Below are 13787 nucleotides of genomic sequence, written 5' to 3' on the forward strand. Positions count from 1 at the left end.
CCCGTTATTTCATCACTTCTTGATTAGCTTAGCGTAAAAGAAACCGTCACCTTCTTCTGCACCCGGTAAATTCTGACGCCCTGGCTGTTCCGGCGTACCCGTTTCACTTAATAGAGCGTCTGGCGTTCGTGCCAGGAAGGCAGAGATTTGCTGTTGGTTCTCTTCAGGTAAAATAGAACAGGTTGCATACACCAGCGTGCCACCCGGTTTCAGATGTGCCCATGTCGCATTAAGTATTTCTGCCTGCAACTGCGCAAGTTCGGCAATATCCCGGTCGCGACGCAACCACTTTATATCGGGATGGCGGCGGATGACCCCAGTGGCAGAGCACGGAGCATCTAACAAAATGCGATCGAACAACTGCTCGCCGCACCATTGCTCAGGGAAACGACCATCGCCCTGTTTAACGGTTGCCTTCATGCCGAGGCGTTTCAGGTTGTCATAGACACGCGACAGACGTTTTTCATCGACATCAACAGCCATCACATGAGCTTGCGGGGCAACTTCCAGAATATGAGTGGTTTTGCCCCCAGGCGCGCAGCATAAGTCGAGGATCTGTTCACCGTTCTCCGGTTGCAGATAGCTGACGCAGCCCTGGGCTGAAGCATCCTGAACGGTAACCCAACCCTGCTCAAAACCCGGTAGCGCCATAACTGAGGTAGGCGTTTCCAGCCGTACGGCATCCGGATAGTCCGGGTGCGGGAAACCGGTCAAGCCGGCTTCGGTTAATAACGCTAACCACTCATCACGAGAGTGGTGGTTGCGGTTTACACGCAGCCACATCGGTGGGCGTTGGTTATTGGCCTCAAGAATGGCTTCCCACTGCTGCGGATAGGCATTCTTGATGCGTTTGACCAGCCATGAAGGGTGTAAAAAACGCAGTTCGCTTTGTGCAAATTCGGTGAGCAACTCTTCCTGGCGGCGCTGAAACTGGCGTAATACGCCGTTAATTAGCCCTTTTAGCTGAGGTCGTTTGATAACGACTGCACCTTCGACGGTTTCAGCAAGTGCAGCATGTGGCGGAATACGAGTATGCAAAAGCTGGTAGAAGCCAACCATAATCAGATAGTGGACCGTGCGCTGTTTGCCTGTCATCGGGCGTTCCATCAACTGTTGAATCATCCACTCCAGTTGGGAGAGCGTACGTAAGACGCCGAAGCAAAGCTCCTGCAACAGCGCCTTATCTTTGTCGGCGACTTTTTGCTGCATGGCGGGCAGCACGTTACTCAACGATTGGCCCTTTTCGACAACCTGTTCGACAGCCTGGGCCGCCATACTGCGTAAATTAAGATGTTTTTTCATAAGCGCAAAAATAAAAATGCCCGGAGGCTCCGGGCTTTAAAAGAGATGAACCATCAGATCAGACGATTCCCGGGCACAAACCACTCCCGACGCGAATTGAGTAGATCCTGTGCGCTCATCGCTTTCTTGCCAGCAGGCTGTAAAGCGATGAGATTCAGGATGCCGTCGCCTGTTGCGACCTGGATACCCTGCTTTGTCGCCTCAAGAATGGTGCCTGGCTCGGCCTGGGTGTTTACAGCAATAACCGAAGCTTGCCAGACTTTCACTGGCTGACCGTCGATTTCAAGCCAGCTCATTGGCCACGGGTTAAAGGCGCGGATGCAGCGTTCCAATTGAATAGCCGAAAGCGACCAGTCGATACGGGCCTCTTCTTTGCTGAGTTTTTCTGCATGCGTAACCAGAGATTCATCCTGAACAACTGGTTTTAGTGTGCCGGCAGCCAGCTGTTTTAGCGTTTCAATCAGCCCCTGAGGCCCTAAATTTGCAAGCTTGTCGTATAACGAACCGCTGGTATCTTCTGCCGTAATTGGGCAGGACAGTTTATGCAGCATATCGCCAGTGTCCAGACCGACATCCATCTGCATGATGGTTACACCGGTTTCGGTGTCGCCTGCCCACAATGAACGCTGGATCGGCGCGGCTCCACGCCAACGTGGAAGCAGTGAACCGTGAACGTTGATACAACCCAGACGCGGCATATCCAGTACGGCTTTTGGCAGAATCAGGCCATATGCCACCACCACCATTACATCTGCGTGCAGATCAGAAACCAGTTGTTGGTTTTCCTGGGGACGAAGAGATACAGGCTGGAAAACGGGTATCCCTTTTTCTTCCGCCAGTACTTTCACCGGGCTGGGCATCAGCTTTTTACCACGTCCCGCAGGGCGGTCCGGTTGGGTAAACACCCCAACGACGTTATGTCCAGAAGACAACAGCGCGTCGAGATGACGCGCTGCAAAGTCAGGTGTACCCGCAAAAATAATACGTAGTGAGTCTGACACGTTGATTCTTGTCCTTAAGCTCGGGCGTTCAGGCGGTCGAGTTTTTCAACTTTCTGACGAATACGTTGTTGCTTCAACGGAGACAGATAATCGATAAACAGTTTACCGACCAGGTGATCCATTTCATGTTGGATGCAGATAGCCAACAGGCCATCGGCCTCCAGTTCAAAAGGCTTGCCGTCGCGATCGAGCGCACGAATTTTTACTTTTTCAGCGCGCGGTACTAATGCACGTTGTTCAGGAATCGACAGGCAGCCTTCTTCAATGCCCGTTTCGCCGTCTTTCTCCAGCAGCTCTGGGTTAATGAGTACCAGACGCTCGTCACGGTTTTCAGAGACATCAATAACAATGATGCGCTGATGAATATCGACCTGTGTTGCGGCCAGACCGATACCTTCTTCGGCGTACATCGTTTCGAACATATCATCAACGATACGCTGAATTTCTGCATTCACTTCTTCAACCGGCTTTGCGACTTTGCGAAGACGCTCGTCCGGAATATGTAACACTTGCAAAACTGACATAGTTATCCAGAGTTGTGTTCAGGAATTGGAAAGATTATTACCTCTATTCTAGACAAAACCCGCTCTGATTGACAGCATCAGTGACCAATCGCAAAGATTGCCAGGACTGCTTGTGGCAGGGGAACAGGGATGACCCATATTGAGATTTGGTTGCGTTTAGCACAAGTGAATGAACTGTATGGTGATGAGATGGTGCGCACTGCTCACTGGCTTATTGCTCAACCAAGTATTAACAATACGATACTTCGGCATGCAGGGCTCACTCCTCGCCAGATCGAACGTTTTCTGGCTTTTTCTGAGCCGTCACTGGAAAAAACGCTGCGTTGGCTTGAGTTACCCCATCATCATCTGGTTTTTGCCGACAGCAAGTATTTTCCGCCACAGCTGCGTGCTATTGAGGATTACCCTGGCGTACTTTTCATTGCCGGTCGCCCTGAGTGTCTTCACTCATTTCAAGTTGCTGTTGTCGGCAGTCGGCAGTACTCCTGGTATGGCGAACGATGGGCGCGGTTGTTCTGTGAAAAGCTTGCAGCATGTGGTGTGACGATCACTAGCGGACTGGCTAAAGGGATTGACGGTGTGGCGCATACTGCAGCGATAAATACACACGGGGCCAGTATTGCGGTACTGGGAAATGGTCTGGAAACCATATATCCACGGCGACATGTTCGTCTTGCTGAAAGCTTGATAGAGGCCGGGGGCGCGCTGGTGTCCGAGTTTCCTTTGGATATGCTCCCTTTACCGCGTAATTTTCCCCGACGAAATCGTATTATTAGTGGTCTAAGTAAGGGAGTACTGGTTGTTGAAGCGGCACAGCGTAGTGGCTCATTAGTCACTGCACGCTGTGCGCTGGAACAAGGACGGGAGGTTTTTGCTTTGCCTGGACCGATAGGGAGCCCGGGAAGTGAAGGCCCCCATTGGCTCATTCAGCAGGGAGCCATGCTTGTGACGGCACCAGAGGAAATACTGGAAAGTTTGCAATATGGGCTGCAATGGCTGCCAGATGAGCCTGAAAAATCAATTTATTCGCCGGATCACGAAGAGGTGGCATTGCCATTTTCAGAGCTCCTGGCTAACGTAGGAGATGAGGTAACACCTGTTGACGTCGTCGCTGAACGTGCCGGCCAACCTGTGCCAGAGGTAGTGGCTCAACTGCTCGAACTGGAGTTAGCAGGATGGATCGCAGCTGTACCCGGCGGCTATGTCCGATTGAGGAGGGCAAGCCATGTTCGACGTACTAATGTATTTGTTTGAGACATATATCCATAACGAAGCTGAGCTGCGTGTGGATCAGGACAAACTGGAACGGGATCTTACCGACGCTGGTTTTGATCGTGAAGACATCTACAACGCGTTACTGTGGCTGGAAAAGCTTGCTGATTATCAGGACGGCCTTGCCGAACCTATGCAGCTTGCATCAGATCCTCTCTCTGTACGTATTTATACTGCAGAAGAGTGCGATCGGCTGGATGCGAGCTGTCGGGGGTTCCTGCTATTCCTGGAGCAGATTCAGGTGCTAAACCTCGAAACGCGAGAAATGGTAATAGAGCGCGTACTTGCGCTGGATACGGCTGAGTTTGATCTGGAAGACCTGAAGTGGGTGATCCTGATGGTTCTGTTCAACATTCCAGGCTGCGAAAATGCCTATCAGCAAATGGAAGAATTACTCTTTGAAGTGAATGAAGGTATGCTGCATTAATCAATCTTCATTTAGTATGAGTTGTTATGGCTAAATCAGCACTGTTTACGGTGCGTAAAAACGAGCCCTGCCCACAATGTGGGGCTGAACTGGTTATTCGTTCCGGGAAACACGGCCCGTTTCTCGGTTGCTCACACTATCCAGAATGCGATTATGTCCGTCCGCTGAAATCATCTGCGGACGGACATATAGTCAAAGTTCTGGAGGGTAAATTCTGCCCTGCATGTGGCGCTGAACTGGTGCTGAGGCAGGGACGATTCGGTATGTTTATTGGGTGCAGTGATTACCCTGCCTGCGATCACACTGAGCTTATCGATAAGCCTGATGAAACCGCAATAGTATGCCCCCAATGCCAGACGGGCCATTTGGTTCAGCGGCGTTCACGTTATGGCAAAACCTTCTACTCCTGCGATCGCTATCCGGAATGTCAGTTTGTCATTAACTTCAAACCGTTAGCCGGAGAGTGTCCAGAGTGCCACTATCCGCTACTCATCGAAAAGAAAACCGCGCAGGGTGTGAAGCATTTCTGTGCCAGTAAACAATGTGGAAAGCCGATCCCGGCGGAATAAAAAAGTGAATAAAAACCTGCCCATGGACCCCATCGCTGCCGCGATAGAGGTTCTGCAACAAGAAAATGTCATCGCTTATCCAACAGAAGCTGTTTTTGGTGTCGGGTGTGATCCTGACAGTGAAACGGCGGTAACGCGTCTGTTGGAACTCAAACAACGTCCAATAGATAAAGGTTTGATTTTGATTGCGGCAAACTTTGATCAACTCAAACCGTATATTGATGACAGCATGCTCACCGATGCTCAACGTGAAGCTGTTTTCGCGCGCTGGCCTGGCCCTGTCACCTTCGTTTTCCCGGCACCTGTGACAACGCCGCGTTGGCTGACCGGTCGTTTTGATTCGCTCGCCGTGCGCGTCACGGATCACCCGCTGGTGGTTGCATTGTGCCAGGCTTATGGCAAGCCATTAGTTTCTACTAGTGCCAATCTGAGTGGACTGCCACCCTGCAGAACGGTAGAGGAAGTCCGAGCGCAGTTCGGGGAAGATTTTCCAGTGATTGAAGGTAATACCGGCGGGCGTTTGAATCCCTCGGAAATCAGAGATGCTTTGACGGGTGAACAGTTTCGACAGGGGTAATATGAAAGAAGCCTATGCTGTTTTTGGTAATCCGGTAGCGCACAGCAAGTCGCCTTTTATTCATCAGCAATTTGCCCGGCAGCTGAAGATTGATCACTCTTATGGTCGGGTGCTGGCGCCCATCAATAACTTTGTGAATACGCTCAATGCCTTTTTTGCTGATGGGGGGAAAGGGGCTAATGTTACCGTTCCCTTTAAAGAAGAGGCGTTTGCGCGTGCTGATGAACTCACAGAACGGGCATCGCTGGCTGGGGCGGTCAATACCCTAAAACGGCTGGAGGATGGGCGTTTACTGGGTGATAACACCGATGGCATCGGCCTGCTTAGCGATCTTGAGCGTTTGTCTTTCATTCATCCCGGGTCTCGCATACTGCTGATTGGGGCTGGTGGAGCGTCCCGTGGCGTGTTGCTGCCTCTCCTGTCTATGGATTGCGCGGTGACTATTGTTAATCGTACAGCCTCACGTGCTGAAGAGTTGGCGCAGCTCTTCTCCCACACCGGCAGCGTTCAGGCGGTGGGAATGGATGAGCTGGATAATTACACCTTCGATCTGATCATCAACGCAACGTCCAGTGGTATTAGCGGTGATGTTCCAGCCATTCCGGCATCGCTTATTCATTCTTCGGTCTATTGTTACGACATGTTCTACCAAAAGGGGAATACCCCGTTCCTTTCCTGGTGCGTATCACATGGCGCAAAACATTGTGCCGATGGTTTGGGAATGCTGGTGGGGCAAGCGGCACATGCTGTTTTGCTCTGGCATGGTGTACTGCCGGAGATTGAGCCTGTGATTAAAACACTGCAACAGGAACTTTCTGCATGAATCAGGCGATTCAATTCCCTGATAGGGAAGAGTGGGTGGTGGAGATTAGTTCCGTCGTCTTCCCGGCGATGGTTCATGGTATGCAGCTAAAATGCGCCATAAAAGGAGAGACACTGGCGCATCGTTTTGGCGGCGACACGCCTGAACAGTGGCTTGAGACTTTTCGCGAATATCGCTGGGATCTGGAAGAAGAGGCTGAAGCATTGATCCAGGCCCAGCAGGAAGATGATCAAGGTTGGGTGTGGTTATCCTGACCTAAATACTCATCTTTCCACTTCACGTAGTTGTTAGCAGAGTACTGTAGACCTGCTTTCTCTTCATCAGTTAGTGGGCGGATTTGTTTAACCGGGCTTCCCAGATACAGATATCCGCTCTCCAGGCGCTTGTTTTGCGGTACCAGACTTCCCGCTCCGATCATGACGTCATCTTCTACTACTACGCCGTCCAGCAAAATCGATCCCATACCGACTAAAACGCGGTTGCCAATGATGCAGCCGTGCAGCATGACTTTATGACCTACAGTCACATCCTCGCCAACGATCAGAGGGTTGCCTTGCGGATTAGATGTGGATTTATGTGTGACATGCAGCACGCTGCCATCCTGAATGTTTGTACGGGCGCCAATCTGTACGTAGTTCACGTCACCACGAATCGCAACCAGTGGCCAAATCCCGACATCATCAGCCAGACGGGCATCGCCAATGACAACACTACTACTATCGATCATGACGCGTTTGCCGATCTGTGGGAAAAGATCCTTATAAGGACGCAGTACATCAGACATGTTTACCTCAATGAAAATAGGGCGGTAATGAAGACTTTGGTTGGATTATTGAGACTGTGCAAGTGATTTAGTTATCAAAAATCAGCCAAATTGCACAGGAATGTAGCGAAAGGAGTGAAAAACAAGCATTCGGCAAAAAAGATCCAAAAAACACTTGTGCTTAAGAATGGGATCCCTATAATGCGCCTCCATCGACACGGCGGATGTGAATCACTTCACACAAACAGCCAGTTCGGTTGAAGAGAAAAACCTGAAAATAAGAGGTTGACTCTGAAAGAGGAAAGCGTAATATACGCCACCTCGCGACAGAGCGCTAAAGCGCGTCGCAACTGCTCTTTAACAATTTATCAGACAATCTGTGTGGGCACTCGAAGATACGGATTCTTAACGTCGCAAGACGAAAAATGAATACCAAGTCTCTGAGTGAACATACGTAATTCATTACGAAGTTTAATTCACGAGCATCAAACTTAAATTGAAGAGTTTGATCATGGCTCAGATTGAACGCTGGCGGCAGGCCTAACACATGCAAGTCGAACGGTAGCACAGAGAGCTTGCTCTTGGGTGACGAGTGGCGGACGGGTGAGTAATGTCTGGGAAACTGCCCGATGGAGGGGGATAACTACTGGAAACGGTAGCTAATACCGCATAACGTCGCAAGACCAAAGAGGGGGACCTTCGGGCCTCTTGCCATCGGATGTGCCCAGATGGGATTAGCTAGTAGGTGGGGTAACGGCTCACCTAGGCGACGATCCCTAGCTGGTCTGAGAGGATGACCAGCCACACTGGAACTGAGACACGGTCCAGACTCCTACGGGAGGCAGCAGTGGGGAATATTGCACAATGGGCGCAAGCCTGATGCAGCCATGCCGCGTGTATGAAGAAGGCCTTCGGGTTGTAAAGTACTTTCAGCGAGGAGGAAGGTGTTGAGGTTAATAACCTTAGCAATTGACGTTACTCGCAGAAGAAGCACCGGCTAACTCCGTGCCAGCAGCCGCGGTAATACGGAGGGTGCAAGCGTTAATCGGAATTACTGGGCGTAAAGCGCACGCAGGCGGTCTGTCAAGTCGGATGTGAAATCCCCGGGCTCAACCTGGGAACTGCATCCGAAACTGGCAGGCTAGAGTCTTGTAGAGGGGGGTAGAATTCCAGGTGTAGCGGTGAAATGCGTAGAGATCTGGAGGAATACCGGTGGCGAAGGCGGCCCCCTGGACAAAGACTGACGCTCAGGTGCGAAAGCGTGGGGAGCAAACAGGATTAGATACCCTGGTAGTCCACGCCGTAAACGATGTCGACTTGGAGGTTGTGCCCTTGAGGCGTGGCTTCCGGAGCTAACGCGTTAAGTCGACCGCCTGGGGAGTACGGCCGCAAGGTTAAAACTCAAATGAATTGACGGGGGCCCGCACAAGCGGTGGAGCATGTGGTTTAATTCGATGCAACGCGAAGAACCTTACCTACTCTTGACATCCACGGAATTTAGCAGAGATGCTTTAGTGCCTTCGGGAACCGTGAGACAGGTGCTGCATGGCTGTCGTCAGCTCGTGTTGTGAAATGTTGGGTTAAGTCCCGCAACGAGCGCAACCCTTATCCTTTGTTGCCAGCGGTCCGGCCGGGAACTCAAAGGAGACTGCCAGTGATAAACTGGAGGAAGGTGGGGATGACGTCAAGTCATCATGGCCCTTACGAGTAGGGCTACACACGTGCTACAATGGCGCATACAAAGAGAAGCGACCTCGCGAGAGCAAGCGGACCTCATAAAGTGCGTCGTAGTCCGGATTGGAGTCTGCAACTCGACTCCATGAAGTCGGAATCGCTAGTAATCGTGGATCAGAATGCCACGGTGAATACGTTCCCGGGCCTTGTACACACCGCCCGTCACACCATGGGAGTGGGTTGCAAAAGAAGTAGGTAGCTTAACCTTCGGGAGGGCGCTTACCACTTTGTGATTCATGACTGGGGTGAAGTCGTAACAAGGTAACCGTAGGGGAACCTGCGGTTGGATCACCTCCTTACCTTAAAGAAACGTTCTTTGTAGTGCTCACACAGATTGTCTGATGAATGATGAACTTCTGAATGTACTTTCGAGTGCATTAAGAAGTTTTGCTCTTTAAAAATCTGGATCAAGCTGAAAATTGAAACGACACACTGTTTCATTTCTCCGTAATAAGAAATGAAAAGCGGTGTGTTCGAGTCTCTCAAATTTTCGCAACACGGTGGTGTTTTACGAAACATCTTCGGGTTGTGAGGTTAAGCGACTAAGCGTACACGGTGGATGCCCTGGCAGTCAGAGGCGATGAAGGACGTGCTAATCTGCGATAAGCGTCGGTAAGGTGATATGAACCGTTATAACCGGCGATTTCCGAATGGGGAAACCCAGTGTGATTCGTCACACTATCATTACGTGAATACATAGCGTAATGAAGCGAACCGGGGGAACTGAAACATCTAAGTACCCCGAGGAAAAGAAATCAACCGAGATTCCCCCAGTAGCGGCGAGCGAACGGGGAGCAGCCCAGAGTCTGAATCAGCATGTGTGGTAGTGGAACGGTCTGGAAAGTCCGACGGTACAGGGTGATAGTCCCGTACACAAAATCGCATGTGTTGTGAACTCGAAGAGTAGGGCGGGACACGTGGTATCCTGTCTGAATATGGGGGGACCATCCTCCAAGGCTAAATACTCCTGACTGACCGATAGTGAACCAGTACCGTGAGGGAAAGGCGAAAAGAACCCCGGCGAGGGGAGTGAAAAAGAACCTGAAACCGTGTACGTACAAGCAGTGGGAGCCTCTTTATGGGGTGACTGCGTACCTTTTGTATAATGGGTCAGCGACTTATATTCTGTAGCAAGGTTAACCGAATAGGGGAGCCGAAGGGAAACCGAGTCTTAACTGGGCGTTAAGTTGCAGGGTATAGACCCGAAACCCGGTGATCTAGCCATGGGCAGGTTGAAGGTTGGGTAACACTAACTGGAGGACCGAACCGACTAATGTTGAAAAATTAGCGGATGACTTGTGGCTGGGGGTGAAAGGCCAATCAAACCGGGAGATAGCTGGTTCTCCCCGAAAGCTATTTAGGTAGCGCCTCGTGAATTCATCTTCGGGGGTAGAGCACTGTTTCGGCTAGGGGGTCATCCCGACTTACCAACCCGATGCAAACTGCGAATACCGAAGAATGTTATCACGGGAGACACACGGCGGGTGCTAACGTCCGTCGTGAAGAGGGAAACAACCCAGACCGCCAGCTAAGGTCCCAAAGTCACAGTTAAGTGGGAAACGATGTGGGAAGGCACAGACAGCCAGGATGTTGGCTTAGAAGCAGCCATCATTTAAAGAAAGCGTAATAGCTCACTGGTCGAGTCGGCCTGCGCGGAAGATGTAACGGGGCTAAACTGTGCACCGAAGCTGCGGCAGCGACACTATGTGTTGTTGGGTAGGGGAGCGTTCTGTAAGCCGTTGAAGGTGTCCTGTGAGGGGTGCTGGAGGTATCAGAAGTGCGAATGCTGACATAAGTAACGATAATGCGGGTGAAAAACCCGCACGCCGGAAGACCAAGGGTTCCTGTCCAACGTTAATCGGGGCAGGGTGAGTCGACCCCTAAGGCGAGGCCGAAAGGCGTAGTCGATGGGAAACAGGTTAATATTCCTGTACTTGGTGTTACTGCGAAGGGGGGACGGAGAAGGCTATGTTAGCCGGGCGACGGTTGTCCCGGTTTAAGCATGTAGGCGGGAAGTTTAGGTAAATCCGGACTTCTTTTAACGCTGAGGTGTGATGACGAGGCACTACGGTGCTGAAGTAACAAATGCCCTGCTTCCAGGAAAAGCCTCTAAGCATCAGGTAACATCAAATCGTACCCCAAACCGACACAGGTGGTCAGGTAGAGAATACCAAGGCGCTTGAGAGAACTCGGGTGAAGGAACTAGGCAAAATGGTGCCGTAACTTCGGGAGAAGGCACGCTGATATGTAGGTGAAGTGATTTACTCATGGAGCTGAAATCAGTCGAAGATACCAGCTGGCTGCAACTGTTTATTAAAAACACAGCACTGTGCAAACACGAAAGTGGACGTATACGGTGTGACGCCTGCCCGGTGCCGGAAGGTTAATTGATGGGGTTATCCGTAAGGAGAAGCTCTTGATCGAAGCCCCGGTAAACGGCGGCCGTAACTATAACGGTCCTAAGGTAGCGAAATTCCTTGTCGGGTAAGTTCCGACCTGCACGAATGGCGTAATGATGGCCAGGCTGTCTCCACCCGAGACTCAGTGAAATTGAACTCGCTGTGAAGATGCAGTGTACCCGCGGCAAGACGGAAAGACCCCGTGAACCTTTACTATAGCTTGACACTGAACACTGGTCCTTGATGTGTAGGATAGGTGGGAGGCTTTGAAGCGTGGACGCCAGTCTGCGTGGAGCCGACCTTGAAATACCACCCTTTAATGGCTGGTGTTCTAACGTAGACCCGTGATCCGGGTTGCGGACAGTGTCTGGTGGGTAGTTTGACTGGGGCGGTCTCCTCCTAAAGAGTAACGGAGGAGCACGAAGGTTAGCTAATCCTGGTCGGACATCAGGAGGTTAGTGCAAAGGCATAAGCTAGCTTGACTGCGAGAGTGACGGCTCGAGCAGGTGCGAAAGCAGGTCTTAGTGATCCGGTGGTTCTGAATGGAAGGGCCATCGCTCAACGGATAAAAGGTACTCCGGGGATAACAGGCTGATACCGCCCAAGAGTTCATATCGACGGCGGTGTTTGGCACCTCGATGTCGGCTCATCACATCCTGGGGCTGAAGTAGGTCCCAAGGGTATGGCTGTTCGCCATTTAAAGTGGTACGCGAGCTGGGTTTAGAACGTCGTGAGACAGTTCGGTCCCTATCTGCCGTGGGCGCTGGAGAATTGAGGGGGGCTGCTCCTAGTACGAGAGGACCGGAGTGGACGCATCACTGGTGTTCGGGTTGTCATGCCAATGGCATTGCCCGGTAGCTAAATGCGGAAGAGATAAGTGCTGAAAGCATCTAAGCACGAAACTTGCCCCGAGATGAGTTCTCCCTGAGACTATAAGTCTCCTGAAGGAACGTTGAAGACGACGACGTTGATAGGTCGGGTGTGTAAGTGTAGCGATACATTGAGCTAACCGATACTAATGAACCGTGAGGCTTAACCTTACAACGCCGAAGGTGTTTTGGCGAAAGACAGACATCGAAATTCAGCTTGATTACAGATTACATCAGAACGCAAAAAGCGGTCTGATAAACAGAATTTGCCTGGCGGCTGTAGCGCGGTGGTCCCACCTGACCCCATGCCGAACTCAGAAGTGAAACGCCGTAGCGCCGATGGTAGTGTGGGGTCTCCCCATGCGAGAGTAGGGAACTGCCAGGCATCAAATTTAGTGTGCTGATATGGCTCAGTTGGTAGAGCGCACCCTTGGTAAGGGTGAGGTCCCCAGTTCGACTCTGGGTATCAGCACCAGTTTTTCGGGTTAAAGTTTGGCACTTAGTAAAGAATTTGTCTGGCGGCTGTAGCGCGGTGGTCCCACCTGACCCCATGCCGAACTCAGAAGTGAAACGCCGTAGCGCCGATGGTAGTGTGGGGTCTCCCCATGCGAGAGTAGGGAACTGCCAGACATCAAATAAAAGCGAAAGGCCCAGTCGAAAGACTGGGCCTTTTTGCGTTTTTAACGTATCAGGGAAAATAGGCCGGATACGCGCAAACGCTTTACCCGGCCCACGAGGTCGGCCTGATACGTGCAGGCAATTGGGGCATTAATGTATAACCTGCGACAAAAAGGCACGAGTTCGTTCGGATTTAGGGTGGGCAAAAAATTCATCTGGAGGCGCCTGTTCGACAATCTCACCAAGATCCATAAAGATCACCCGATCCGCTACCGTGCGGGCGAACCCCATTTCATGTGTTACACACAGCATTGTCATTCCCGATTGCGCCAGGCCAATCATCGTATCCAGTACTTCCTTTACCATTTCGGGATCTAACGCTGACGTGGGCTCGTCAAACAGCATGATTTTGGGTTTCATGCACAGCGAGCGCGCAATAGCGACACGCTGTTGCTGACCACCGGAAATTTGCCCGGGATACTTATGTGCATGTTCAGCAATGCGGACCCGCTCAAGGTAGTGCATTGCCAGCACTTCGGCTTCTTTCTTCGGCATCTTTTGCACCCAAATAGGGGCCAGTGTGCAGTTTTGCAGAACCGTTAAATGAGGGAAGAGATTAAAGTGCTGGAAGACCATGCCAACTTCCTGTCTGACACGTTCGATATTGCGGATATCTTTGTTGAGTTCGATTCCATCCACGACAATACGCCCTTGCTGATGTTCTTCCAGATGGTTAATACAGCGGATAGTCGTCGATTTTCCGGAACCAGAAGGTCCGCACAATACGATACGCTCTCCCTGTTTTACCTGCAGGTTGATATTCTTCAGGACATGAAACTGCCCATACCATTTGTTGACGTTTTCCAGCGTAATCATCGCGTCAGTGGACGGTATTACTATTTGGCTCAT

General features: G+C 51.2%; 11 protein-coding genes, 1 tRNA gene and 4 rRNA genes. 11 read left to right on the top strand and 5 right to left on the bottom strand.

Features of this window, described 5'->3' with window-relative positions; genetic code table 11:
• Positions 1-12: 12 nt before the first annotated feature.
• From rsmB to def, 3 genes are read right to left on the bottom strand one after another with little or no spacing between them, the layout of a single operon-like run.
• On the bottom strand, positions 13-1302 hold the full coding sequence (gene rsmB, locus HV261_RS04560) for a 16S rRNA (cytosine(967)-C(5))-methyltransferase RsmB (RefSeq protein ID WP_202037589.1): 1290 nt from the start codon (positions 1300-1302) through the stop codon (positions 13-15).
• Between the two features lie 53 nt (positions 1303-1355).
• Positions 1356-2303 (bottom strand): methionyl-tRNA formyltransferase, encoded by a 948-nt coding sequence (gene fmt / locus HV261_RS04565; RefSeq protein WP_202037590.1) that lies wholly within the window; start codon positions 2301-2303, stop codon positions 1356-1358.
• A 14-nt stretch (positions 2304-2317) separates the two neighbouring features.
• Complete coding sequence (gene def, locus HV261_RS04570) at positions 2318-2827, bottom strand: peptide deformylase (protein ID WP_040232019.1); 510 nt, start codon at positions 2825-2827, stop codon at positions 2318-2320.
• Positions 2828-2956: 129 nt separating this feature from the next.
• On the opposite strand from def, the gene dprA reads away from it, so the two are divergent.
• From dprA to HV261_RS04600, 6 genes are read left to right on the top strand one after another with little or no spacing between them, the layout of a single operon-like run.
• A complete protein-coding gene (gene dprA / locus HV261_RS04575; RefSeq protein ID WP_202037591.1) occupies positions 2957-4081 on the top strand; it encodes a DNA-protecting protein DprA in 1125 nt (374 codons plus the stop codon).
• Positions 4053-4526, top strand: a complete 474-nt coding sequence (gene smg / locus HV261_RS04580; RefSeq protein WP_005134083.1) for a DUF494 family protein Smg — start codon at positions 4053-4055, stop codon at positions 4524-4526. The genes dprA and smg overlap by 29 nt, the downstream gene beginning before the upstream one ends.
• A gap of 26 nt (positions 4527-4552) precedes the next feature.
• Positions 4553-5095, top strand: coding sequence for a DNA topoisomerase family protein (locus tag HV261_RS04585; protein ID WP_137383637.1), 543 nt, complete (start codon positions 4553-4555; stop codon positions 5093-5095).
• A gap of 4 nt (positions 5096-5099) precedes the next feature.
• Complete coding sequence (tsaC, locus tag HV261_RS04590) at positions 5100-5672, top strand: L-threonylcarbamoyladenylate synthase type 1 TsaC (protein ID WP_202037592.1); 573 nt, start codon at positions 5100-5102, stop codon at positions 5670-5672.
• A gap of 1 nt (position 5673) precedes the next feature.
• Complete coding sequence (gene aroE, locus HV261_RS04595; RefSeq protein ID WP_202037593.1) at positions 5674-6495, top strand: shikimate dehydrogenase; 822 nt, start codon at positions 5674-5676, stop codon at positions 6493-6495.
• The gene (locus HV261_RS04600; RefSeq protein ID WP_202037594.1) at positions 6492-6749 is read left to right on the top strand and encodes a DUF1488 family protein; all 258 of its coding nucleotides are present in this window, start codon (positions 6492-6494) and stop codon (positions 6747-6749) included. The genes aroE and HV261_RS04600 overlap by 4 nt, the downstream gene beginning before the upstream one ends.
• Here the strand turns inward: HV261_RS04600 and HV261_RS04605 are convergent.
• A complete protein-coding gene (locus tag HV261_RS04605) occupies positions 6725-7279 on the bottom strand; it encodes a gamma carbonic anhydrase family protein (protein WP_202037595.1) in 555 nt (184 codons plus the stop codon). The genes HV261_RS04600 and HV261_RS04605 overlap by 25 nt on opposite strands.
• 472 nt (positions 7280-7751) lie before the next feature.
• On the opposite strand from HV261_RS04605, the gene HV261_RS04610 reads away from it, so the two are divergent.
• The 5 genes from HV261_RS04610 to rrf (HV261_RS04630) all read left to right on the top strand — a co-directional run bounded on the left by HV261_RS04610 (position 7752) and on the right by rrf (HV261_RS04630) (position 12890).
• Positions 7752-9291 (top strand): 16S ribosomal RNA (locus HV261_RS04610).
• Between the two features lie 233 nt (positions 9292-9524).
• Positions 9525-12431, top strand: a 23S ribosomal RNA gene (locus tag HV261_RS04615).
• 98 nt (positions 12432-12529) lie between these two features.
• Positions 12530-12645 (top strand): 5S ribosomal RNA (gene rrf / locus HV261_RS04620).
• 14 nt (positions 12646-12659) lie between these two features.
• A tRNA-Thr gene (locus tag HV261_RS04625) sits at positions 12660-12735 on the top strand.
• A 39-nt stretch (positions 12736-12774) separates the two neighbouring features.
• Positions 12775-12890, top strand: a 5S ribosomal RNA gene (rrf, locus tag HV261_RS04630).
• Together the 16S, 23S and 5S rRNA genes with 1 tRNA gene alongside form the textbook arrangement of a ribosomal RNA operon.
• A gap of 138 nt (positions 12891-13028) precedes the next feature.
• Here the strand turns inward: rrf (HV261_RS04630) and HV261_RS04635 are convergent.
• Complete coding sequence (locus HV261_RS04635; protein WP_202037596.1) at positions 13029-13787, bottom strand: amino acid ABC transporter ATP-binding protein; 759 nt, start codon at positions 13785-13787, stop codon at positions 13029-13031.

The sequence above is a fragment of the Citrobacter sp. RHBSTW-00671 genome (genome assembly GCF_014103415.1).
Classification (GTDB): domain Bacteria; phylum Pseudomonadota; class Gammaproteobacteria; order Enterobacterales; family Enterobacteriaceae; genus Citrobacter.

Bases quoted from the DNA above. Each gene is read 5' to 3' on its own strand.
- rsmB (WP_202037589.1), bottom strand. From the start codon at position 1,302: ATGAAAAAACATCTTAATTTACGCAGTATGGCGGCCCAGGCTGTCGAA.
- def (WP_040232019.1), bottom strand. From the start codon at position 2,827: ATGTCAGTTTTGCAAGTGTTACATATTCCGGACGAGCGTCTTCGCAAA.
- dprA (WP_202037591.1), top strand. From the start codon at position 2,957: ATGACCCATATTGAGATTTGGTTGCGTTTAGCACAAGTGAATGAACTG.
- smg (WP_005134083.1), top strand. From the start codon at position 4,053: ATGTTCGACGTACTAATGTATTTGTTTGAGACATATATCCATAACGAA.
- HV261_RS04585 (WP_137383637.1), top strand. From the start codon at position 4,553: ATGGCTAAATCAGCACTGTTTACGGTGCGTAAAAACGAGCCCTGCCCA.
- aroE (WP_202037593.1), top strand. From the start codon at position 5,674: ATGAAAGAAGCCTATGCTGTTTTTGGTAATCCGGTAGCGCACAGCAAG.
- HV261_RS04600 (WP_202037594.1), top strand. From the start codon at position 6,492: ATGAATCAGGCGATTCAATTCCCTGATAGGGAAGAGTGGGTGGTGGAG.
- HV261_RS04605 (WP_202037595.1), bottom strand. From the start codon at position 7,279: ATGTCTGATGTACTGCGTCCTTATAAGGATCTTTTCCCACAGATCGGC.
- HV261_RS04635 (WP_202037596.1), bottom strand. From the start codon at position 13,787: ATGAGCCAAATAGTAATACCGTCCACTGACGCGATGATTACGCTGGAA.